The sequence below is a fragment of the Streptococcus mitis NCTC 12261 genome, from assembly GCF_000148585.2.
Lineage (GTDB): Bacteria > Bacillota > Bacilli > Lactobacillales > Streptococcaceae > Streptococcus > Streptococcus mitis.
Window position 1 is genome coordinate 970,685 of the sequence record NZ_CP028414.1, and the last position, 22,498, is coordinate 993,182.

Sequence of the window (22,498 nt, forward strand, 5' to 3'; positions counted from 1 at the left end):
CATTATGATTACACGTGAATTTGATACCATCGCTGCCATATCTACTCCACTAGGTGAAGGGGCTATTGGTATTGTCCGCCTGAGCGGAACAGAAAGTTTTGCTATTGCGCAAAAGATTTTTAAAGGAAAAGACTTGAACAAGGTTGCCAGCCACACTCTCAACTACGGTCACATTGTTGATCCTCTGACTAGTAAAGTCATGGACGAAGTCATGGTTGGAGCCATGAAGTCTCCAAAAACCTTTACTCGTGAGGATATTATCGAGATTAACACCCACGGTGGGATTGCGGTGACCAATGAGATTCTCCAGTTAGCTATCCGTGAAGGAGCTCGATTGGCAGAACCTGGTGAATTTACTAAACGTGCCTTTCTAAACGGTCGTGTGGACTTGACTCAAGCTGAGGCAGTGATGGATATCATCCGTGCCAAGACAGACAAGGCCATGAACATTGCGGTCAAACAATTAGATGGTTCCCTTTCTGATCTTATCAATAATACCCGTCAAGAAATCCTCAATACACTTGCCCAAGTCGAGGTGAATATTGACTATCCTGAGTATGACGATGTTGAAGAAGCGACTACTGCTGTTGTCCGTGAGAAGACAATGGAGTTTGAACAATTACTAACCAATCTCCTTAGGACAGCCCGTCGTGGCAAAATCCTCCGTGAAGGAATTTCAACTGCTATCATCGGACGCCCTAACGTTGGGAAATCAAGCCTTCTCAACAACCTCTTGCGTGAAGACAAGGCAATCGTAACCGATATTGCTGGTACAACTCGAGATGTCATCGAAGAATACGTCAACATCAACGGTGTTCCACTAAAATTGATTGACACAGCTGGTATTCGTGAAACGGATGACATCGTGGAACAAATCGGAGTTGAGCGTTCAAAAAAAGCCCTCAAGGAAGCTGACCTAGTTCTACTAGTGCTAAACGCTAGCGAACCACTGACTGCTCAAGACAGACAACTTCTTGAAATTAGCCAAGATACAAACCGTATTATTCTTCTTAATAAAACTGATCTTCCTGAAGCAATTGAAGCTTCAGAACTTCCAGAAGATGTCATCCGTATTTCAGTCCTTAAAAATCAAAACATTGATAAGATTGAAGAGAGAATTAACAACCTCTTCTTTGAAAACGCTGGTTTGGTTGAACAAGATGCTACTTACTTGTCAAATGCCCGTCACATTTCTCTAATTGAAAAGGCAGTAGAAAGCCTACAAGCTGTTAATGAAGGTCTTGAACTGGGGATGCCTGTTGATTTGCTTCAAGTTGATTTGACTCGTACTTGGGAAATCCTCGGAGAAATCACTGGAGATGCTGCTCCTGATGAACTTATTACCCAACTCTTTAGTCAATTCTGTTTAGGAAAATAGAAAAATCCATGATCGTTGTTGCGGTCATGGATTTTATTGTCTTTATTAGTAATCTGGTCTTAAGACCCCTGTTACAGTTGCCTTGGTTGCTTCGTAGTCGCCATCTACGACAACCTTGACAATTCGTTTGGCATCTTCTTCTTGTGCTGGAACTAGAGGTAGACGAGTTGGTCCAGCTTCAAATCCCATGTAGTTAAGAACCGCCTTAACAGGAGCAGGACTTGGATAAGAGAAGAGGGCATTGACCTTAGGAATGAATTTACGCTGAATAGCTGCGGCTTTTTTCATATCGCTTTCTGCAATTGCAGTGAACATCTCGTGCATCTCATCCCCATTTGTATGAGAGGCAACAGAAATAACCCCATCCGCACCAAGGTTCATGGCATGGAAAGCATCTCCATCCTCACCAGTATAGACCAAGAACTCTTCTGGTTTGTGCTCAATCAAGTAAGCCATATTAGCCAAGCTAGTACATTCTTTGACACCAATAATATTTGGATGGTCAGCCAAACGAAGCATGGTTTCTGGAGTTAATTCTACAACTACACGCCCTGGAATGTTATAGATAATAATTGGTAGGTCAGAAGCATCTGCAATGGCCTTAAAATGCTGATACATTCCTTCTTGAGAAGGTTTGTTGTAGTAAGGAACAATAGCAAGTCCAGCAGCAAAACCGCCAAATTCCGCTACTTCTTTGACAAACTCAATAGAGTCACGCGTATCATTAGTACCTACACCCGCAATCAAAGGTACACGTCCATTGACAATCTTCTGTACAGCTGCAAATAGCTCCAATTCTTCATCGTGAGTCAAAGTTGGACTCTCAGCTGTCGTCCCTGCGAGAAGAATTCCATCCGTATGATGGCTCAATAAATGCTCAATCAAGGCTGGAATAGCGTCAAAGTTGATGGAACCATCCTCATGGAAGGGAGTAATAAAGGCTGTGATGATTTTACACTCTTTTAAATCTTGATAAGACATGAGAAACACCTCTCTATTTCAAAGAAGGAGTTCATCTGAACTCCTAAACAATATGACTATTTTAATTCAAATTTCAATTCAGCTGTTGGACGAACCAATCCACGTTCGTGAAGAGTTTCTGCAATCTGAACTGAGTTCCAAGCAGCACCTTTGAGAAGGTTATCTGAAACAACCCACATGTGAATTCCTTTTTCTGCATCCAAGTCTTTACGGATACGACCAACAAAGGTATCACGTGAACCCACGGCATTGATGGCTTGAGGATAAATTTGATGAGCTACATCATCTTCAAGAACAGCACCTGGGAAGGCTGAGATAGCTGCTTTTACTTCTTCGATTGGAGCCACTTCTTTTGTTTCGATGTAAACTGACTCAGAGTGAGCTGACAAGACTGGAATACGCACACATGTTGCAGATACTGCAATACTGTCATCTTCCATAATTTTCTTAGTTTCCTTAGTCATCTTCATCTCTTCGTAAGTGTAATCATTATCAGTGAAGACATCGATTTGTGGAAGAGCATTGAAGGCGATAGGATAGTGTTTCTTGTCACCACCTGAAGGCAAGATTTCCGCATGTAAATCACGTGGTTTCACTCCATCATTCAAGACTTCACGAAGTTCACGTTGAGTCTCAAGAATTGCTCCCATACCAGCACCTGAAACTGCTTGGTAAGTTGAAACAATGATACGGTCCAAGCCCCATTTTTGGCGAACTGGCTCAAGAGCCACCATCATTTGGATTGTTGAACAGTTAGGGCAGGCAATGATACCGTTGTGGGCATCAAGTGCGTGAGCATTGACCTCTGGTACAACCAAAGGAACATCTGGATTTTGACGGAAGTAAGATGTATTATCTACTACTACCGCTCCAGCTTTCACTGCGTATGGTGCATACTTAGCTGATGTAGAACCACCTGCTGAAAAAAGAGCAATATCAACTCCTTCAAAAGCTGTTTCAGTTGTTTCTTCAATCGTAATATCTTGATCTTTAAACTTCAAAGTCTTGCCTGCTGAACGTGCAGAAGCAAGTAAACGAATTTTATCGATTGGAAGTGTTGATTCTTCCAACATTTTTATCATCTGAGCTCCGACAGCACCTGTCGCGCCGACTACAGCAACTGTATATCCCATAAATAACCTCTTTCGGAATTTTCTAAAAATTTCTATAATAGATGTATTATACTACTTTTTCCATGAATTGCAAAGCTTTTTCATCATTTTTTGGAAAATAAAAATCCCCAGTCGCTAGACTAGGGACTAAGAGGCATCTTCATGTGATGAGCAGGTTCACACAACTCATCAAGGTCCGCTCCTGCGTTATGACCTCCTTATGCTCAATAGTAGCCTGAAGACTACCTATCGACTCATCGCGTCTATTATATTACTTGAAATAAGTGGTTTTGTCAATAGGAAATTTTTGCAGGATGACTTTTATTATACAAAAGTCAAAATTTTTCTCACGAGCATAAGAAAAAAACTCTTGTGTTCAAGAGTTTCCCTGTAAATATCATGCTAATTGCCGGGATTGAACCGGCGACCTCATCCTTACCATGGATGCGCTCTGCCAACTGAGCTAAATCAGCTTACTTAAAAAGTATACTATAGTTAGAAAATCTTGTCAAGTTTCCTTAGATATTTTCCATAAGAAAAAGCCAGGTAATAGCTACCTAGCTTTTCTGGTTCTATTTAGTTAAATCGATTCGACGACCAATTTTACCAATAATAATCGCTCCAATAATCAATGAGGCAAATTCACCAATCCCTGTTGTAAACCAAGTAAGGAAAAATGGTAATTGCGCTACGATATTCAACTCGGCAGCGATAGTAAACATGGAAATTGAAAAGAGGATTGAAAAGAAGAAATGATCTTTTCGAATTAATCCATTAAAGAGGTAATCTTTGCTGTATTTTGCAAAAAGCCAAACACCTAGACTAAGGAATACTAGGGTTGATCCACCACCAACAAAGACATCTAGCAGTCCGAAGCTAAAGAAATTAGCAATCATACAACCGATAGTAACTCCGATGATGTACTTAGGATTGTAAAAAGCCATAAAGTTCATCATTTCTGAAATACGGAACTGATAAGCACCATAGCTAATAGCATTTAGGGGCGGTGTAACAGTCAAAACGACATAGATAGCAGCGACGATTGCAATATCTGCAACATCACGAATAGTTAATTTTTTCATTTTTTCTCCTTTGGCGGTTTCCCGCGTATAATATGCTTGGTGAAAGAAGCTAAGCACCAAGGGTTGCTTGAATCAACCTTACTAGTATAGCACAATAGCCTGCTTTATGCTATACTAAAAGCATGAAAAAATGTATTCAAATTCTCTTGGATAATGAACTCTTTGCCTACCTCTTTTTTGGTATAGCAACTACTCTTGTTTCGATTCTATCCCGATTAGTCATTTATCAACTAACTCATAGAGAACTCCTTGCAACTGGACTAGCAAATATAATCGGTATCCTATTTGCTTTTATCACAAATGATACAATTGTATTTAAGCAAGCTAGGCAGAATTGGTCAATCCGTTTAGTAAAATTTACTATAGCACGTCTTTCTACCTTTCTTTTAGACTTGTTTTTAACTTTTCTCTTTGTAACTCAGTTTCCTAATATTATCGGGCAATTTGTAAATAATAATATTAATAGAGTGAATCGTATTGAAACAATTATTGCACAATTCTTAATAATTATCCTCAATTACATTTTTAGTAAGGTATTTATTTTTAAAAAATAAGAAAAATTTTAAACATATAGCTTGCAAGAATTTCTTAATTAATATATAATTAAGTGTAAGAGTTTTTTGAAAGGAAATTATGAAAATGTTAAAAGATCTTAAAGCATTCTTGCTTCGTGGTAATGTTGTTGACCTTGCTGTCGGTGTGATCATTGCCACTGCTTTTGGTGCAATCGTTACATCACTTGTTAACGATATCATCACTCCACTTATTTTGAATCCAGCCTTGGAAGCTGCGAAAGTACAAAACATCGCTGAGCTTGCTTGGAATGGTGTTACATATGGTAAATTCTTGAGCGCTGTTATCAACTTCCTAGTTATCGGTACTGTTCTCTTCTTTGTAATCAAAGGTATTGAAAAAGCTCAAAGTCTTACTAAGAAAGAAGCTGCTGAGGAAGCTCCAGCTGGTCCAACTGAGTTGGAAGTACTTCAAGAAATCAAAGCCCTTCTTGAGAAAAAATAATCGATTAAAAGGATTTAGCACAAAGCTAAATCCTTTTTTCTTTACTCTTTCGGTAACTTACCTGCTTTCTCAAGCATTTTCTTAATAAGATAAGGCATCTTAACATTTTCCCGACCTTTTTTCTCAATCAGTTTTTTCACAAACTCCGGCATTTGTAAATCTTGAGATTCGGCCAAGATATTTTTAGTCTCGTCTGAAGGAACTAACTCATCAAAGGTTTCTTCTTCTGGGAGAAATTCCTTAAACTCTTGATGTTCATTGGCTCTGACTGTATTGATCAAGGCATCAATCAAGCGAGAATCCGTATTTGGCATTGGTGGTCGATGGTAGTTCACACCCAATTCTTGACACAAGTCATAACATTCCACATCGTTGTCAAACAAGACCTCAATATGCTCACTGATGAAACTAATAGGTACAAAAATATAATGGTCTGGATGTTCTGTCTGTTCTCTGAGATACTCCAAAACATCTGGCTTAATCCATGGAATACCAATATCACTTTCACTCTGCCAAGTGTTGGTATATTGCTCGGAACTCAAACCTAGTTTTTCAGCGACTAGCTTGCTATTTTCAAAAATTTGATCGATATAAGGATCGCCAAAATCCAAGGCAAAAATGGGTACACTATGGGCTGAAAAGATGACTTTAAAGCTATCCTGCTTCACTTCATCTTTTAAAATCTTAGCAATTTCATCTGCCCAATAGTTTAGCAAGGCCTCTTCTTGATACCAGTCCTTAATGACCAAAAACTGAATTTGCTTGCTTTCTAAAAATTTCTCATAACCCATGACAGAGTAAAAAGAATAATGAGGCTCCAAAATCAAACAAATACATTGCTCGATTCCGTCTGCTTCCATCTGACCAATCACGTCTGGGATAAAGGGTCTAGAAAACTTATTGGCAAAATAGACACTATATTCATTTCCTAGCCTAGCTTCTACCAAGGCAACCTCTTCACGCGTAATTCTTTGCAGAGGCGTGCCTCCAATTCGTACATAATTATCATAGAGAGTTTGAATCTCATGGTCTTGAGGTCTCACTCCACGACGAATATTTGTGAAAAAATCAGCCACACCTTCAAAGGTAATCTCTTCTGGTGAACCGAAAGTCATCATTAAAATTGCTTTTTTCATAATCGCTTCCTTGTGATATTTTTATCAAGTTTATTTTATCATTTATCCATTAATAAGTAAACGCCAACATAGCGAATTTCTCTAACTTCTGTCTTTTGTTTTTCTTTTCTTTCTATGATACAATGGAAAAAATGAATTCAAAAGGAGTTTTTTATGACTTACCCCAATCTCTTGGACCGCTTCTTGACCTACGTTAAGGTCAACACGCGCTCTGATGAACACTCTACTACTACTCCAAGTACACAGAGTCAGGTTGACTTCGCAACCAATGTTCTTATCCCTGAAATGAAACGTGTTGGATTACAAAATGTTTATTATCTACCAAATGGTTTTGCAATTGGAACCTTGCCAGCCAATGATCCATCTTTAACACGTAAGATTGGCTTCATCTCCCACATGGATACTGCTGATTTTAATGCCGAAGGAGTCAAGCCACAGGTAATTGAAAACTACGATGGTGGTGTGATTGAACTTGGAAATTCTGGTTTCAAACTCGATCCAGCTGACTTTAAGAGTCTAGAGAAATATCCAGGACAAACGCTCATCACAACCGATGGAACAACCTTACTAGGTGCTGATGACAAGTCAGGGATTGCTGAAATTATGACTGCTATTGAATATCTGACTGCCCATCCTGAAATCAAGCACTGTGAGATTCGTGTTGGTTTTGGTCCAGATGAAGAAATCGGTGTTGGTGCCAATAAATTTGATGCAGAAGATTTCGATGTAGATTTTGCCTATACTGTAGATGGCGGACCTCTCGGAGAACTTCAGTACGAGACCTTCTCAGCCGCTGGTGCTGAATTGCATTTCCAAGGACGCAATGTCCACCCTGGTACTGCCAAAGGGCAGATGGTCAATGCCCTTCAGCTAGCAATTGATTTTCATAATCAACTTCCAGAGAATGACCGACCCGAGTTAACAGAAGGTTACCAAGGCTTCTACCACCTAATGGATGTGATAGGTAGTGTCGAAGAGGCGCGTGCAAGCTACATCATTCGTGATTTTGAAAAAGATGCCTTTGAAGCTCGTAAAGCAGCAATGCAGTCTATCGCTGATAAGATGAATCAAGAACTTGGTAGCGACCGTGTCACCCTAAACTTGACAGACCAGTACTACAATATGAAAGAAGTCATTGAAAAAGATATGACTCCAATTACCATTGCCAAAGCAGTTATGGAAGATTTGGGGATTACTCCTATAATCGAACCAATCCGTGGAGGGACAGACGGCTCTAAGATTTCCTTTATGGGAATCCCAACTCCTAATATCTTTGCGGGAGGAGAAAATATGCATGGACGTTTTGAATACGTCAGCCTTCAGACTATGGAACGTGCGGTTGATACCATCATTGGTATCGTAGCTTATAAAGACTAAAAAGACGAGGTAGCTCAGCTACTTCGCCTTTCTTTTTATTCTGCTGGTTTTTCTTGATTTCCAGTACTTGTTGTAGATTCTGTTGTTTCCTTTTCTGACGCTGGTTCAGTAGGTTTAGAATCTGTTGCGTTGCTCGGTTTGTTTTCGTCGCTGGCAGTTTCACTGTTAGATTCTGCAGCTGCTGATGTTTCAGTTTCGGGACTTGTCTTATCACCATTTGCCTCGGCATTTGTTGCTGGAGTTGCTTCTTCACTCGCACTTGATTTTGACTTGATTTCTTGATTCAAGACTAGAATAGTTTTTGTCAATTCAAGTAAAGCAGCTTTATCCTTACTCTTAGCAGAAAGTTGATCTAGTAAAGCATCCACCTTATCAAAGTCCGCATCAGACCCCTTATTGTTTTCTAAATATGCGTGAAGCGACATGAGAATATCGTAGAGTTTTTGATAGAGTACAAGTGTCTGAGGATCTTGCTCAGCATTTTCCTTCTCTTGTTGGAGGGCGCTAGCGATACGAGTCAAGACATCTTTTACCTGACTGTTTACTTCATCCAAGTCTGCATCAGCCTTGTTTGTGGCAGCTTTGAGATTTTCTACTTCTTCTGCCAAGGATTGTCTGATTCCTTCTTCTTGGATTTGTTCCAAGAGTTGATTTGCCTTGCTCAAAAGACTTTCTACTTCTTCCTTGCTAACATGATTGACATGTTCTTCAGGCATAAAGTCTCCGTACAATTCTTTCAAGAAGCCATAAATAGCTGTCTTGGCACTTTGATTATCTACTTTTTCAGTATCTAGAACTGTTTGACTTGATTTCGCAGTAGTTGGCTGAGCTTTCAAAGCTTCTTCCACTTCTTGTTTTGCCTGATAGATGCTTGGGAATAGTCTGTTCAATTCTGCTGCCTTAAGGAAAGATTGAGATTGATACAAGGTCCAAGTCAACTGAGCTACTTTGTTCCGAAGTTCATCATTTAAACGACCGTCATTTACGTGTTCGTAGAAATACTTGATGTATTCTACAGTTGTAACACCTGTTCGATCATTAAAGTCTTGAAGAGCTTGAAGTTGTGATTCAACCGCTACTAAAGCAGCTTCATCTTTAGCCAACTTAGCCTCTTGGAGTCGAACGAGAAGGTCTTTCTTTGGAAGTCCATAAGAGTCTGTATCCAGTGTATTGATTTTATCAATCAAGGCCTGATATTTCTTATCTAAAGCACTTGTTTCAGTAGGTTTGACACTTTCATCAATATGGATATATTGCTTATCAAAGAGATCAAGGGTTGCAAGATAACCTGCTGTAGAGTTAGTTGCAAGTTTCTTCATGTTTTCAGTAAACTGACCTAAGGCTAACTCAATCTGTCTTTGTTCGATAGGCTTGTCTTTGTAGATACTTCTGCTATCAGCTAGAAGTTGATCCACTTTTTCCAAGACTGCCTTCTCATCAAAAGCTCCAGGTTGATAATTGGATTGTAGAGCTGGAATCTTGTTTTTCAAAGCCACTTCATACCCCTTAGTTTGAACCTTGATGTAGTGATTATGGTCGCCATGAGGAATCACAAAACTACCATTTTCTACCTGTAAGCTATACGGAGACACGCCATCTCTCAAAGCAGTCGTGTAGAGTTCGTTTAGGAAATCAAGTTCTGGATTGCCAGTTTGGAATGGCAAACGAACATGTTCCTTACGAACAGCATATGGGTGGATATGAGTTGGATCGTAGGCTTGGTCTGGATTTCCAAAGACAAAGAATCCGTTTGAAATTCTAATCGCTTCAAGTGGAACACCATAGGTCTTAGAAATATAAGCAATCTTTTCTTCATCGCTAGCATCTCGTGAGAAAGACTCTACCGTTTTAGCAAGAGGTTTTACAGGCTCTGCATCATGATGTGTTTTCAGATGATCCTGAGCTGCCTTAATTTGCTCTGCTGTCAAATCTTTCTTGAAGAAGTAATGATTGTGATCTCCATGTGACATGACAAAACCTTGTTCATCCTCACTGATGACACGATTGGCATCAAAACCGTGATCATGGTCTTCATCATGATGGTGTCCATGATGATCTTCGTCGTGATCGTCATCATGAGCTGGATTTGATGTTGCTGTATTTGCACCTTTCAAGTGTTCCTGAGCAGCCTTAATTTGCTCTGCTGTCAAGTCCTTCTTGAAGAAGTAATGATTGTGGTCACCGTGACTCATGATAAATCCTGATTCATCTTCAGCAATAATACGATTGGCATCAAAGCCGTGTCCACCTTCTTCATGTTCCTCATGTGAAACACCAGGATTGACTGGAAGAGATGGCGAAGGTGTTGTTAGACCATTGTTTGGAAGAGTCGGTTGCCCAATTACGGTCGATTTTGGAATGTAATGGAAATGATCACCATGTCTTACAATATAAGCTGTAGCAGTTTCTTCGACAATATCTTTAGGATTAAAGATATAACCATCAGATGTTGAAGGAATTTCCTTATTTAACGTTGAAGAAGCTTTATTCAATATAGATGGATTACTTGGAAGACTTCCTAGACTAGACGCTACTTCATGAGGTTTTTCATTTATAGAAACTGTAGAACCAGTTCCACCGATAGGCACCATTCTAGCAATCTTTTCTTCTAAAGGAGAGAGCTTGCTGTAAGGAATAAAGTGATAATGGTCACCATGCGGAATCGCAACTCCATTTGGTGTACGACTGATAATCTTAGCAGGGTCAAAGACCAGACCATCTGATTCACTGTAACGTTTGTCGCTAGGTGAATCGTAGAGTTCTTTCAATAAACTTTGGAGATTTTCAACTTTGCTTTCTGGCTTGCTAGTTAATCCTTGCACTGTAGATTGAGTATTATTCTCACTAGCTGTTGAAGAATAGCTTAGCTGACTCGGTTGCGTATTTTTGCCAGCTAAATGAGCTTTTGCTGCTGCTAACTCACTAGAAGACAAATCACTTTTTGGAATATAGTGATAGTGACCTCCATGAGGAACGATATAAGCATCACCCGTATCTTCGATAATATCAGCTGGATTAAAGACATAACCATCATCTGTCGTATAGCGTCCCTGAGACCTTGCTACAGCAACATCAGAGCTGACCTTCTCATTATCTTTGACATGTTCTTGTTTTTGACGGTTGATTTCATCTTTAGTTCGAATATTATCAGCATGAGCTGCATCTTTCAGGTAGACATAATATTTTCCATCTACCTTGATGATATAACCACCCTTGACTTCATTGACAATATCTCCATCCTTAAGTTGATAGTTTGGATCCTTCATCAAAAGTTCTTCACTAAAGAGGGCATCATAAGGAACTTTCCCGTTATAATAATGATAGTGATCACCGTGTGACGTCACATAGCCCTGATCTGTAATTTTGATGACAATTTGCTCAGCCTGAATTCCTTCTTTCTGGCTAACCTGATCTGGTGTCAAGTTTTCAGTTTTCTGACTTGACTGACTGCCATCCACATAAGAGACACGATTATTGTCCTTATTTTCCTGCGAGCGATGCTGGTTCAGTGCATAGGCGCAAAGACTCAAGGATACGATAACAGCTGATCCGGCTGCAATATACTTTTTACTGAATTTCATAAATCCCTCATTTCAATAAATGATGAAGCTTTTCTTAACTTCTTTTTCTCGGTTAAACAGTTTTTCTAAACTGGTTATTTAACCAATTAATTAACCAGTAAATAGTTTACCTTTTTTAAGTTTATCTGTCAAGATTTTTATGTCATTTTAAAAAAATAAAAGCCAGTATTGCTACTGACTCTTACATCATATTGATTTAATAGGATAAACTTATGCTTCTGGTTTCGTCGTAACTGACTCACTACCTTTTAACAAAGCAAGTAGTTTCTCTGCTTCTGCCATGATGCCATTATTATCCATGGTTTGAAGACTCAGATTATTTCGTAAACCAGATAGGCTCTCTGTCACATTGTCTTTCAAACTAGCATCCGTTACTTTAGCAAGTAGAGCTTCTACTTCTTTGAGTTTGGCTTCTACTTTTTCGGTTTCTACTTGAGGTACTTCAGCTTCGTCTGTTGTATCTTTAGATACTTCTTCTGTCTCGTCTTCATCAGTGCTCGGTTTATAAAGATTATCTACTGAAGGGGTTGAACCTGTATGATTTTCTTTTTCATTGGATTCAGGACGAGTTGACTCGTCTGATTCATGACGATCTTCCTTATCTTCATCAGATTTACTGTCTTGGTCTGCCTTATTTTTACGAACATGGTCGCTGGCATTTCCCCAACCATTATCTGAGTGAGGACGTTCTTCAGGATGTTCAACGTAATATTTTACAGTCGCAAAGAGATCCTCCAGGCTATAACCCTTAGGTGCTTCATAGAGTCCTTCATCAAACCAACCAAATTTAATGTTATGGTAATGGTCGTAATGAGGTATAATTAAGCTACCATTTTTTACTTCAACAGTATGTTGTAGATTGTAAGGAATATGATCAAGTGGGACCTTCTTAGCTGCTTTCACTTTATTATAGATTGCTTCTACTCCTTTAACCTCAGTATCTCCTGAACCCTGATTCTCTGTTGAAGGAGGTGTCAAACCTTTCTCTTTAGCATAAGCCTGGGCTGCTACTCTTTCAGCTTCAGACAAGCTCTCTTTCTTAATCCAATGACTATGGGTCATATGCGGAGTTACATAAGCATCTCCCTCATCACTGGTAATATCACGAATGTCAAAGATATACCCATCTTCTGTTGTATACTTACCTGCTAATTTCGCTAATTTAATTTCAACATCTGTATAAGCAATTTGAGCATTTGGTTTTCCGAGACGTTCTGGATGGGTAATTGGTGCTAAGAATGACAATAAATCATCTACCAATTTTCCTTTATTAGAAGATTCATTATTCAAGCGTTCTGCTAATTTGTTTAAGGCTTGGAAATCAGAAGTACGCCCCTTATTTTCAGACAAGGCTTTATGAGCTTCGGTCAATAAATTATATGCTTTATCATAAAATTCTTGGTCACGAGGAGCGACATTTTCTTTCTTCGCAACTAGGGCATGCGTCTCTTGAGTTTTCTTTGACAAGAGATTTTCAATAGCGTCAATCTTATCCTTGGCTAAGTCTTTAGCTAGAACATAACGACTAGCGCCCTTATCCTCGAAAATATAACCATCACCAACTTTTCTAACAACCTGGTTGACATCAAGTTCAGTCGGTTTATTTTCCACTGGTGCTTGAGGTTTGGTAGTAGGAGCCGGCTTCAGAGGAGTAACACTTGGCAAGACACTGCCATTTTGTCCCTTAACAGCTATCATACGAGCCAATTTTTCTTCCAGCGGTGACATTTGTGAATAAGGAATAAAGTGATAATGGTCTCCGTGAGGCACTGCTACACCGTTAGCTGTACGTTTGATGATTTGTGCCGGATCAAAGACTAGTCCATCCGATTCCACATGGCGTTCTGACAAAGGTTTGGCATACAATTCACTTAAAAGTGTTGAAATGTCTTCCCCATGATTTTGATGATATGTTGGTGTGACAGTCAGGTTTGGAGTCTCTGTCAAACTTGGTTGGGCTGGTTTAGCATTATCACTACTTGGTTTACTTGAGCTTGTGGCAGAATGTGAGCCCTGCTTCCCATTCCAATAGGCTTGAGCAGCAGCCAATTCTCCTGCTGACAAATCACTCTTAGGAATATAGTGGAAATGATTTCCATGCGGTACAACAAAAGCGTCACCTGTATCTTCAATCACATCTGTCGGACTAAAGACATACCCATCATCCGTTGTATAAGCTCCTCCAGTTCCTCGATTCGGTGCCGGCGTATTGAGATTAAAGTTTGGTTTAATGGTTGAACTTGGTGTTGAACTTGTTCTCTCAGGACTGCTTGGTTTCGTATTATTAGAATGACTTTGAACTGGCTGACCTCCAATTGGTAGATTTCGAGCCAATTTTTCTTCCAAAGCAGACATTTGCGAATAAGGAATGAAATGGAAATGATCTCCGTGAGGAACTGCCACACCATTGGCAGTACGTTTTGTAATCTGTGCTGGGTCAAATACTAATCCATCAGACTCCACATGACGTTGGCTAAGTGGCAAAGCGTACAATTCTTGGAGGAGACTATCCAAATCCTCATTTTGACTCTCAGGAGCTGCTGCAGGATTTTGAGGAGACTCATATTGACTTGTTCTCACACTAGATCTTGTTTCAGCTCTGCTTGAACGATATTCAACTGTACTTAATTGATCACCTTTTCCAGATAAGAAGGCTTGGGCAGCAGCTAATTCGCTGGCAGACAAATCACTCTTCGGAATATAGTGGAAGTGATTGCCATGAGGAACGATATAGGCATCACCCGTATCCTCAATGATATCAGAGGCATTAAAGATATAACCATCATCCGTTGTATAGCGTCCTTGAGCTCTGGCTGCAACTACTGCCTGATCATTAGAAGCACCCCCGTGATTACTACTATGTTCCTGCTTCTGACGTTTAATCTCTTCTTTTGTACGAATATTGTCCGCATGGGCGGCATCCTTGAGGTAAACATAGTATTTCCCGTCTACCTTAATCACATAACCACCCTTGATTTCATTGACAATGTCTGAATCCTTCAACTGATAATTCGGATCTTTCATCAGCAGTTCTTCACTGATGATAGCGTCAAAAGGAACCTTGCCATTATAGTAATGATAATGATCTCCATGAGAGGTCACATAACCTTGATCCGTAATCTTGATAACAATTTGTTCGGCGTTGATTCCCTCTCTCTTACTGACTTCATCTGGTGTCAAGTTCTCTGCTTTTTGACCAGCCTGATCACCATCTATATAAGCTACTCGATTAGAATCTTTCTTAACTTGACCAGCTTGGTAACGACCAAGTTCATAGGAACAAACACTTAGGGCAAGAACTGCCACTGAACCCGCTACATATTTTTTATTGATTTTCATTCTTTCCTCATTTCAATTCTTCTGCTAAAACACTCATATTTTCTTCAAGATTTTCGAGATAAGTCTTGTCATTTTGTGGGTCTGCCTCTAAAGGATTCAGAGTTTTAAGCCCCACACCTGTTGATTTGACAAGAGTTTCAGCTACTTTTGAAGAAGCATTACTTTCTGTAAAAATCGTCTTAACCTTATAGGTCTTAACAAATTCCTGAATTTCTGTTAGTTGTCTTGGACTTGGTTCCTGTTCAGGAGAGATACCAGCGATTCCAAGTTGATTGAGTCCAAATCGCTTCGCTAGATAAGAAAAGGCTGTATGTTGTGTTACAAAGGTTTTCTGACTCGCTTTTTCAAATCTAGGCTGGAATTTCTTAGTCAATTCTTGAGCTTTTTTGATAAAGGCTTGCGCATTTTTCTGATAAGTCTCTTTATGCTCACTATCAACCTCTGAAAGTTTATCAGCAATAATTTGGGCTTCTTCTCCAGCTTTTTCAGGATCTAGCCAAGTATGAGGATCATAGAGCGTTTTTTCATCAACTCCATCCCCTGCTTCCACATCTTCTAGCCCTGGGACGCGGTCTAAAGTCATTCCCTCTGAAGCCTCTAAAACCTTCACTTTAGATTTTTTTAGATTGGGATCCAGACTTCCTGCCCAAGATTCAAGCGTATGCGAATGGTAAACAAAGACATCTGCATCATAGATGGCCGCGATGTCATTTGCCGAAGGTTCAAAGGAGTGAATTCCACTACTTGACTGAATCATTCGAACATCATTCAAATCACCAGATACTTCCTTGACCATAGCATAGATAGGATAAAAACTAGTTACAATTTTCATCCCTTTACCTGACTGGCTTTCCTTTTGACCACAAGCACCTAAACACAAAAGAAAGATACTTAACAATACTAAAAATAAACTTTTTTTCTTCATAGATAACCCCTTAACTATTTAATTAACTGGTAAACAGTTTACTCCTAAAAATTTAATCTGTCAAGCTATTTTTAGAAAAAATTTGAAATTTCTTTCACATATAAAAATCTGCTGAGTTTCAATAACTCAACAGATTCTCACTTTATATACTCAATGAAAATCAAAGAGCAAATTAGGAAGCTAGCCGCAGGCTGCTCAAAACACTGTTTTGAGGTTGTAGATGAAACTGACGAAGTCAGTAACCATGCATACGGCAAGGCGAAGCTGACGTGGTTTGAAGAGATTTTCGAAGAGTATTATTCTTCTATGGTAGAATGCTTATAACCATAAGTAAAGTAAATAATACTTCCTACTAACAATGCAACTAGGAAAGCAATCCAGGTTTCCATATTATACTGCAACATAAATGATAAACAAATGATGATTGATAAAATCGGTAATAAGGGTACCAGTGGTGTTTTAAATTCTCCTGCTTTGGGCATTCCTTTTTCTTTCCGTAATCGAATCAGACCATAAGCCAGCATGATCAAGTAGGCCAAGGTACAAATATTTAAGAAGGCTGCGATACTAGCAAGAGGGAACATTCCTGCTGCTACTGCTGAAGCTAGACCTGTCAAGATAGTAGCATTTTTTGGTACCTTGCTTGTTTTGGTCAGTTCTTTAAAGGCAGCAGGCATCAATCCGTCACGCGCTAAACTGTAAATCATACGAGATAGGGCATAAGTCATTGAGATACAAACCGTAATCAAGGTTAAGATAGCCACTAATGACACATAACTAGCTGCCCAACTAATCCCAACGCTACGAAGGGCAAAGGCAACGGCATCGTCGACATTTAGATGACTATAGTGAACCACACCAGTCAAAACAAGCGTCACCAAGGCATAAAGAATGGTTACGATAGAAAGCGATAAGACAATCCCTCTAGGAATATTTTTTTGAGGAGTCTTGACCTCATCTACAGCCATAGAGATGGATTCAAACCCCAAAAAACCAAAGAACATCAAGGACGCACCAGCCATAATACCAGTACTGGCACCATAGATTTGTCCAAAACCATAGGGAGCAAAATTACTCCAGTTATCAAGCTTGATATGCCAGATTCCTACTAAAACAAAGAGAGCTAAAGCAGAAAATTTCAAAATAACTAGAATTGAATTAAAGCGTAAGGCGGCTTTCGCATTAAGTAGAACAAGCGAGGTCACCAAGACCAAGACAAGAATAGGTAATAAATCAACAAACGTCCCTGCTTGAGGATTAAAGGTACCATTTAAAGCCTGAGGAAGGGCTATCCCGTATTGAGAGAGAAGCCCTTTAAAATACGCTGCCCAACCAGAAGCCACACCCGATATGGCTGTCATGAACTCCATCATGGTTAACCAACCTGCCAACCAGGCTGGGAATTCTCCTAAAATAGCATAGAGATAACTGTAGGCACCACCTGTAGCAGGTACTCGTGAAGCAAATTCTGCAAAAAAGAGAGCTGATAATCCCACACATAAGGCAGAAATGACAATTGAAATCACTAGGGCTGGACCCGCTAGAGTTGCGGCTGCAGTACCAGTAATTGTAAAGACGCCTGTCCCTACCATGGCTCCGATACCCAGCAAAATCAAATCCCATAACTTCAAATGCCTGTGCATCTCTGTTTTATCCAAACTAACATTCTTTGTTCTAAATATATTCATCTTTGACTCCAAAATAAAATGATGATTCTATTTTACCATAAATATAGGATATTTGTGAATATTTATAAAATGTTTTCCTAAAAAAATCTGACTACTCTCTTGTAATCAGATTTTTATCTATTCTAGTTCATTTCTTTAAAGGCTGCTTCTGCATCCGCATTGCTGATAACACCAAATTGAATCTTCCCAATCTTTCCTTGACTGTCAATCAGGTATTCTGTAGGAATGCTTCGAATTTGATAAGCTTGGAATGTGGTTGCTTTTGTGTCATAAAGAACTGGGATATCCTTATAACCTTGATCTTGGAACCATTGTGGGAATTGCTCGACAGTTTTTTCACCTTGAATTCCTGGTGCAATGACACTAAGAATTTCAAAATCACGATCTGGTTTCGCCGCTAATTCCATCAACTCAGGCATACTTTTCTTACATGGACCACACCATGAAGCCCAAAACTTCAAGTAGACTTTTTTCCCCTTATAATCAGATAACTTAACTTCTTTACCATCCATAGATTGCAAGGTGAAGTCTGGCGCATCTTTTCCAACAGCAATTTGTTGTACAGTCGTTTGTTGCTGTTGTTTTGGGGATTGTTGTGGAGCTTGAGTCTTTTTAGTCTCTTCCTCACCACAGGCTATCAATACGACTAATGACAAGAGGCTTAAGGCAGCAAACATTACTTTTTTCATCTTTTTCTCCTTTATTCAAAAATTCCAGCTAGAACATTTACTTGTCCTAATAGTAACAAAATTCCCATTAAAATAATGAGGAAACCACCAATTTTCTTCAGTAGCATCATATGACGTTTAATTTTACTAAAATAAGGCATTACTACACCTGAAGCTAGAGCCAAAAGCAAGAAAGGAATTGCCATCCCCAGAGTGTAAATCAAGGTATAGATTGCACCTTGCCAAGCGCCATTTCCTCCAGAAGCCGCAAGCGCTAAAACAGAACTCAAAACAGGACCAATACAAGGCGTCCAACCAAAGCTAAAGGTAATACCGAGTAAAAAGGCCGACCAATAACGATTGGCTTCTGATTTCTTAAAAGTAAAGCTTTTTTGAACCTCTAATTTCTTAAAATGAAAAATTTCCATCTGGTGAAGACCTAAAATGATAATAATTGTTCCCATGGTATAGCGAAACCAATTGGCATAGAGAATATTCCCAAAGTAACCAGCACCAAATCCTAGAATAAAGAAAATGAGTGAAATGCCTACGATAAAGCAAAGCGTTCGAATCAAGCCGGACCACGCAACTTTTCTCCCAAACAAAGAAAAACTTTTTGCACTTTCCTGATCATCCAGCAAAATTCCAGTATAAACAGGTAACAGAGGAAAAATGCAAGGGGAAAAGAAGGACAAGATCCCTGCTAAAAAAACGGAGATTGAAAATACTATCGTTTCCAATAAAAAACCAACTTTCTTAATAATTCTAATCCTATTTTACTATAATCAATTTCATTTGTATGATTTCTGCTACGCAATTTGAATTAGTCTGTACTTGAAATATTTTCCGGTACTAGTTCATTCAGATTCTGGCCCTTTTTTGCCTCCTATACACAAAAAAAGCCTACTGCCCAAGCTAGAAAGCTTGATACAATAGGCTTTTGGAAGGTTGATTATTTAACAGCGTCTTTAAGAGCTTTACCAGCTTTGAATGCTGGAACTTTAGAAGCTGCAATTTTGATTTCTTTACCAGTTTGTGGGTTGCGACCTTTACGTGCAGCACGCTCACGAACTTCAAAGTTACCAAAACCAATCAATTGAACTTTTTCACCAGCTGCAAGGTACTCAGTTACTGCTGCGAATACAGCTTCAACTGCTGCTGCTGAGTCTTTCTTAGTCAATTCTGTAGCTTCTGCTACTTTAGCGATCAAATCTTGTTTGTTTGCCATGTTAATGATTCCTCCAATTTTATTTCTAATTAACAAATATAATCATATCCTAAAATCCCTTTTAGGTCAAGTTAAAAACGCTATTTCTTCCCATTTTATTTATTTTTTTAGGAGTTGTAACGTACTAAAACAGCCCAAGCATTCTCACCCGTGTGAGTTTGAATAATAGAGCCCGTTTCCAAAACTGAAATAGGCTTTTCAACATAAGCTTGTAAGCTTTCTTTCATCTCTTTTGCCCAATCAGCACTACCAGAATATGAAATTCCAATCTCTGCTACAGAACGTTCAGAGAGCGATGTTATCAGTTCATCCAACCATTTTTTAAAAGTTTTAGCTCCACGACCTTTAACTATTGGCTGCAATTCATGGTCCTTCATCTGCATGACAACACGTATATTGAGAAGTGAGCTCAACAATCCAGTTACACGCCCAATTCGTCCACCTTTAACAAGGTTTTCCAAAGTCGAAACGCCAATATAGAGTTCTGTGTGGTTTTTAACCTCTTCTACATGAGATAAGATTTCCTCCAACTCTTTGCCTTCTTGCGCTAATTTTGCAGCCTCAACAACTTGGAATTTCAAGGCTTGGTCAGTGAAGGAACTATCAATAACTGTTACATCGGCAGTAGATAAGCTAGCACCTTGACGTGCCGCTTCTACAGTGCCAGAAAGGGCGTGAGACATATGAATAGCAAGAATCTGGCTACCATCTTTGCATAGGTCTTCAAAAACTTCAGCAAAGACACCTACAGGTGGCTGACTTGTTTTTGGAAGATTCTTACTTTCTTGCATCAACTGAAGAAATTTACCTTCTTCTTTCAAATCCGCATCAGAATAAACAACATTATCAATCATTACAGATAACGGAACAACAGTGATATCTAATTGTTTTACTAGTTCAGGTTCAATAGTAACAGATGAATCGGTTACAATCTTAATTTTTGTCATAGTATCAATCTTTCTATTTTAGGATTCAGATTGGTTTTCTTACTTTTAATTATATCAAAAAAAGATTAAAAATCCTAATGGAGTCATTCAAATTTTCCTTAAAAATTTGATATAATCTACTTATAAGAAAAGAGGTCCCTATGATTAAAAAAATTTATCCCATTTTAACCATTTTACTAGGTGCTGCTATCTATGCTTTTGGTCTAACTTATTTTGTAGTTCCTCATCATCTCTTTGAGGGAGGGGCGACAGGTATTACCCTCATCACCTTTTATCTTTTTAAAATCCCTGTTTCTCTCATGAACCTGCTGATTAATATTCCCCTTTTCATCCTAGCTTGGAAGATTTTTGGAGCAAAGTCCCTCTATTCTAGTTTACTAGGAACCTTAGCCTTGTCCGCCTGGTTGGCCTTTTTTGAACGTATTCCCCTTCATATTGATCTTCAAGGTGATTTACTAATCACTGCCCTTATAGCTGGGATTCTATTGGGAATTGGTCTTGGAATTATCTTTAATGCTGGAGGTACAACTGGTGGTACTGATATTGTAGCTCGTATTCTCAACAAGTACACTCATATATCAATGGGAAAACTGCTCTTTATCTTAGATTTTTGTATTCTCATGCTCATTCTCCTAATCTTCAAAGATTTGAGATTGGTTTCCTACACGCTCTTATTTGATTTTATCGTTTCGCGTGTCATTGATTTGATTGGCGAAGGTGGCTATGCAGGTAAAGGATTTATGATTATTACAAAACGTCCTGACCAACTTGCTAAGGCGATTAATGATGACCTAGGTAGAGGCGTTACTTTCATCTCAGGTCAAGGCTACTATAGTCAAAAAGATTTGAAGATTATCTACTGTATTGTCGGAAGAAATGAAATTGTGAAAATGAAGGAAATGATTCATCGAATTGATCCTCAAGCTTTTATAACTATTACAGAAGCCCACGAAATCCTTGGCGAAGGATTTACCTTTGAAAAAGAATAAAAAGAGGTCTTGTAGGACCCCAAAAGTTAGACTACATCATCTATCTTTTGGGTTACAGACAACCTCTTTTTTGTTTACTCAATCTCTTAAGACCAATTCCGAGCTACTTCTTCATCAGCCTTTAACTGATCCACTAATTGGACGACTGAGTCAAATTTAGTCATGTCTCGAATACGATCAAGCCAATAAACCATAACGGGTTTCACCATAAATATCTTGATTAAAATCAAAAATATTGACTTCAAAACGTGCTTCTTCTCCATCAAAGGTCACATTTTTTCCAACACTAGCCATAGCACGATACTTCTGTCTTTGAATCTCAACATCAACAACATAAACACCATCTGCTGGCATATAAGTACGATCTAAAAGCACTAAATTCGCTGTTGGATAACCAATAGTACGACCACGAGCATTGCCATGAACCACCATGCCTCTCGATGGAAGCGGTGCCCCCAAAAGTTCTCCTGCTTCTTTCACATTTCCATCTAAAATAGCTTGACGGATACGTGTTGAACTAATCTTTCCTTTCTCATCTTCTACAGGTGGAACAATAATAACTTCTCCATCAAAGTAATCCTTTAAGTCCTCTGCCGTTTTTTTGTCAGAACCAAATGTATAATCAAAACCTGCAACAATAATTTTAGCATTCATAGCCTTAATATAGGTTGCAAAAAATTCTTCTGCCGTGAGACTAGCAAATTTGCTACTAAAATCAAGGAGATACAATTCTTCTACGCCTTCACGCTTTAATTTTCTCTCACGTTCAGCAGGGTTCAAAATATGCAAAAATAGGTCAGGATGATAAGGCTCTAAAGCGATCTTTGGAGATTCATTAAAGGTCATAACTACGATAGGCAATAAATCCTTTCTCGCAGCCTTGTTGGCAACACGAAATAGTTCTTGATGTCCCTTATGTATACCATCAAAATAGCCGAGTACAACGACCGAATCGGATGGTGTGCCAATATCTTTTTGATTTTTTATAGGAATAGTAATAATCATAAAATAATTATATCATAGTGATAGCTATTTCTGAACCAGAAAATC

The 22,498-nt window shown here is 38.9% G+C and carries 17 protein-coding genes, 1 tRNA gene, 1 pseudogene and 1 riboswitch; of the genes and pseudogenes, 5 read left to right on the top strand and 14 right to left on the bottom strand.

Features of this window, described 5'->3' with window-relative positions; all coding sequences use genetic code 11:
* The first annotated feature begins 4 nt into the window (after positions 1-4).
* Positions 5-1,378, top strand: coding sequence for a tRNA uridine-5-carboxymethylaminomethyl(34) synthesis GTPase MnmE (gene mnmE / locus SM12261_RS05075; protein WP_078228397.1), 1,374 nt, complete (start codon positions 5-7; stop codon positions 1,376-1,378).
* A gap of 45 nt (positions 1,379-1,423) precedes the next feature.
* Here the strand turns inward: mnmE and dapA are convergent, their stop codons facing one another.
* The 4 genes from dapA to SM12261_RS05095 form a co-directional block, all read right to left on the bottom strand.
* Positions 1,424-2,359, bottom strand: coding sequence for a 4-hydroxy-tetrahydrodipicolinate synthase (gene dapA, locus SM12261_RS05080; RefSeq protein ID WP_078228398.1), 936 nt, complete (start codon positions 2,357-2,359; stop codon positions 1,424-1,426).
* 56 nt (positions 2,360-2,415) lie between these two features.
* Positions 2,416-3,492 carry an aspartate-semialdehyde dehydrogenase gene (locus SM12261_RS05085; RefSeq protein ID WP_078228400.1) on the bottom strand — a complete coding sequence of 359 codons (1,077 nt, stop codon included), beginning with the start codon at positions 3,490-3,492 and terminating at the stop codon, positions 2,416-2,418.
* Between the two features lie 379 nt (positions 3,493-3,871).
* Positions 3,872-3,944 (bottom strand) — tRNA-Thr (locus tag SM12261_RS05090).
* A gap of 99 nt (positions 3,945-4,043) precedes the next feature.
* On the bottom strand, positions 4,044-4,553 hold the full coding sequence (locus SM12261_RS05095; RefSeq protein WP_078228402.1) for a QueT transporter family protein: 510 nt from the start codon (positions 4,551-4,553) through the stop codon (positions 4,044-4,046).
* Positions 4,551-4,647: riboswitch (PreQ1 riboswitch) on the bottom strand. It overlaps the preceding gene by 3 nt.
* 28 nt (positions 4,648-4,675) lie before the next feature.
* Here SM12261_RS05095 and SM12261_RS05100 point away from each other — a divergent pair.
* Positions 4,676-5,107 carry a GtrA family protein gene (locus SM12261_RS05100; RefSeq protein WP_078228403.1) on the top strand — a complete coding sequence of 144 codons (432 nt, stop codon included), beginning with the start codon at positions 4,676-4,678 and terminating at the stop codon, positions 5,105-5,107.
* Positions 5,108-5,192: 85 nt separating this feature from the next.
* A complete protein-coding gene (mscL, locus tag SM12261_RS05105; RefSeq protein WP_033687014.1) occupies positions 5,193-5,570 on the top strand; it encodes a large conductance mechanosensitive channel protein MscL in 378 nt (125 codons plus the stop codon).
* A gap of 41 nt (positions 5,571-5,611) precedes the next feature.
* Here mscL and hemH read toward each other — a convergent pair whose 3' ends face one another.
* Positions 5,612-6,706, bottom strand: coding sequence for a ferrochelatase (hemH, locus tag SM12261_RS05110; protein WP_070527626.1), 1,095 nt, complete (start codon positions 6,704-6,706; stop codon positions 5,612-5,614).
* 153 nt (positions 6,707-6,859) lie between these two features.
* Here hemH and pepT point away from each other — a divergent pair, with 153 nt between their 5' ends.
* Positions 6,860-8,083, top strand: a complete 1,224-nt coding sequence (pepT, locus tag SM12261_RS05115; RefSeq protein ID WP_004254300.1) for a peptidase T — start codon at positions 6,860-6,862, stop codon at positions 8,081-8,083.
* A gap of 35 nt (positions 8,084-8,118) precedes the next feature.
* On the opposite strand, the gene SM12261_RS05120 is transcribed toward pepT, so the two are convergent.
* From SM12261_RS05120 to SM12261_RS05155, 8 genes are all read right to left on the bottom strand, one after another.
* Complete coding sequence (locus SM12261_RS05120) at positions 8,119-11,664, bottom strand: pneumococcal-type histidine triad protein (RefSeq protein WP_078228405.1); 3,546 nt, start codon at positions 11,662-11,664, stop codon at positions 8,119-8,121.
* Positions 11,665-11,874: 210 nt separating this feature from the next.
* Positions 11,875-15,003 carry a pneumococcal-type histidine triad protein gene (locus SM12261_RS05125; RefSeq protein WP_078228407.1) on the bottom strand — a complete coding sequence of 1,043 codons (3,129 nt, stop codon included), beginning with the start codon at positions 15,001-15,003 and terminating at the stop codon, positions 11,875-11,877.
* A 7-nt stretch (positions 15,004-15,010) separates the two neighbouring features.
* Positions 15,011-15,928 (bottom strand): zinc-binding lipoprotein AdcAII, encoded by a 918-nt coding sequence (gene adcAII, locus SM12261_RS05130; RefSeq protein WP_000730403.1) that lies wholly within the window; start codon positions 15,926-15,928, stop codon positions 15,011-15,013.
* Between the two features lie 296 nt (positions 15,929-16,224).
* Positions 16,225-17,616 carry an APC family permease gene (locus SM12261_RS05135; RefSeq protein WP_001020317.1) on the bottom strand — a complete coding sequence of 464 codons (1,392 nt, stop codon included), beginning with the start codon at positions 17,614-17,616 and terminating at the stop codon, positions 16,225-16,227.
* A gap of 122 nt (positions 17,617-17,738) precedes the next feature.
* The gene (sdbB, locus tag SM12261_RS05140) at positions 17,739-18,305 is read right to left on the bottom strand and encodes a thiol-disulfide oxidoreductase-associated lipoprotein SdbB (RefSeq protein ID WP_000757363.1); all 567 of its coding nucleotides are present in this window, start codon (positions 18,303-18,305) and stop codon (positions 17,739-17,741) included.
* A gap of 11 nt (positions 18,306-18,316) precedes the next feature.
* Complete coding sequence (gene ccdA2 / locus SM12261_RS05145) at positions 18,317-19,024, bottom strand: thiol-disulfide oxidoreductase-associated membrane protein CcdA2 (RefSeq protein ID WP_004241755.1); 708 nt, start codon at positions 19,022-19,024, stop codon at positions 18,317-18,319.
* 212 nt (positions 19,025-19,236) lie between these two features.
* Positions 19,237-19,512 carry an HU family DNA-binding protein gene (locus SM12261_RS05150; RefSeq protein ID WP_001284640.1) on the bottom strand — a complete coding sequence of 92 codons (276 nt, stop codon included), beginning with the start codon at positions 19,510-19,512 and terminating at the stop codon, positions 19,237-19,239.
* A gap of 107 nt (positions 19,513-19,619) precedes the next feature.
* Positions 19,620-20,459, bottom strand: a complete 840-nt coding sequence (locus SM12261_RS05155; protein WP_000161409.1) for a DegV family protein — start codon at positions 20,457-20,459, stop codon at positions 19,620-19,622.
* A 140-nt stretch (positions 20,460-20,599) separates the two neighbouring features.
* On the opposite strand from SM12261_RS05155, the gene SM12261_RS05160 reads away from it, so the two are divergent.
* Positions 20,600-21,448, top strand: coding sequence for a YitT family protein (locus tag SM12261_RS05160; RefSeq protein WP_000592067.1), 849 nt, complete (start codon positions 20,600-20,602; stop codon positions 21,446-21,448).
* Between the two features lie 86 nt (positions 21,449-21,534).
* On the opposite strand, the pseudogene SM12261_RS05165 reads toward SM12261_RS05160, so the two are convergent.
* Positions 21,535-22,453: pseudogene (locus tag SM12261_RS05165) on the bottom strand (bifunctional riboflavin kinase/FAD synthetase).
* Between the last annotated feature and the right edge of the window lie 45 nt (positions 22,454-22,498).

Bases quoted from the DNA above. Each gene is read 5' to 3' on its own strand.
- mnmE (WP_078228397.1), top strand. From the start codon at position 5: ATGATTACACGTGAATTTGATACCATCGCTGCCATATCTACTCCACTA.
- dapA (WP_078228398.1), bottom strand. From the start codon at position 2,359: ATGTCTTATCAAGATTTAAAAGAGTGTAAAATCATCACAGCCTTTATT.
- SM12261_RS05085 (WP_078228400.1), bottom strand. From the start codon at position 3,492: ATGGGATATACAGTTGCTGTAGTCGGCGCGACAGGTGCTGTCGGAGCT.
- SM12261_RS05095 (WP_078228402.1), bottom strand. From the start codon at position 4,553: ATGAAAAAATTAACTATTCGTGATGTTGCAGATATTGCAATCGTCGCT.
- SM12261_RS05100 (WP_078228403.1), top strand. From the start codon at position 4,676: ATGAAAAAATGTATTCAAATTCTCTTGGATAATGAACTCTTTGCCTAC.
- mscL (WP_033687014.1), top strand. From the start codon at position 5,193: ATGTTAAAAGATCTTAAAGCATTCTTGCTTCGTGGTAATGTTGTTGAC.
- hemH (WP_070527626.1), bottom strand. From the start codon at position 6,706: ATGAAAAAAGCAATTTTAATGATGACTTTCGGTTCACCAGAAGAGATT.
- pepT (WP_004254300.1), top strand. From the start codon at position 6,860: ATGACTTACCCCAATCTCTTGGACCGCTTCTTGACCTACGTTAAGGTC.
- SM12261_RS05120 (WP_078228405.1), bottom strand. From the start codon at position 11,664: ATGAAATTCAGTAAAAAGTATATTGCAGCCGGATCAGCTGTTATCGTA.
- SM12261_RS05125 (WP_078228407.1), bottom strand. From the start codon at position 15,003: ATGAAAATCAATAAAAAATATGTAGCGGGTTCAGTGGCAGTTCTTGCC.
- adcAII (WP_000730403.1), bottom strand. From the start codon at position 15,928: ATGAAGAAAAAAAGTTTATTTTTAGTATTGTTAAGTATCTTTCTTTTG.
- SM12261_RS05135 (WP_001020317.1), bottom strand. From the start codon at position 17,616: ATGAATATATTTAGAACAAAGAATGTTAGTTTGGATAAAACAGAGATG.
- sdbB (WP_000757363.1), bottom strand. From the start codon at position 18,305: ATGAAAAAAGTAATGTTTGCTGCCTTAAGCCTCTTGTCATTAGTCGTA.
- SM12261_RS05150 (WP_001284640.1), bottom strand. From the start codon at position 19,512: ATGGCAAACAAACAAGATTTGATCGCTAAAGTAGCAGAAGCTACAGAA.
- SM12261_RS05155 (WP_000161409.1), bottom strand. From the start codon at position 20,459: ATGACAAAAATTAAGATTGTAACCGATTCATCTGTTACTATTGAACCT.
- SM12261_RS05160 (WP_000592067.1), top strand. From the start codon at position 20,600: ATGATTAAAAAAATTTATCCCATTTTAACCATTTTACTAGGTGCTGCT.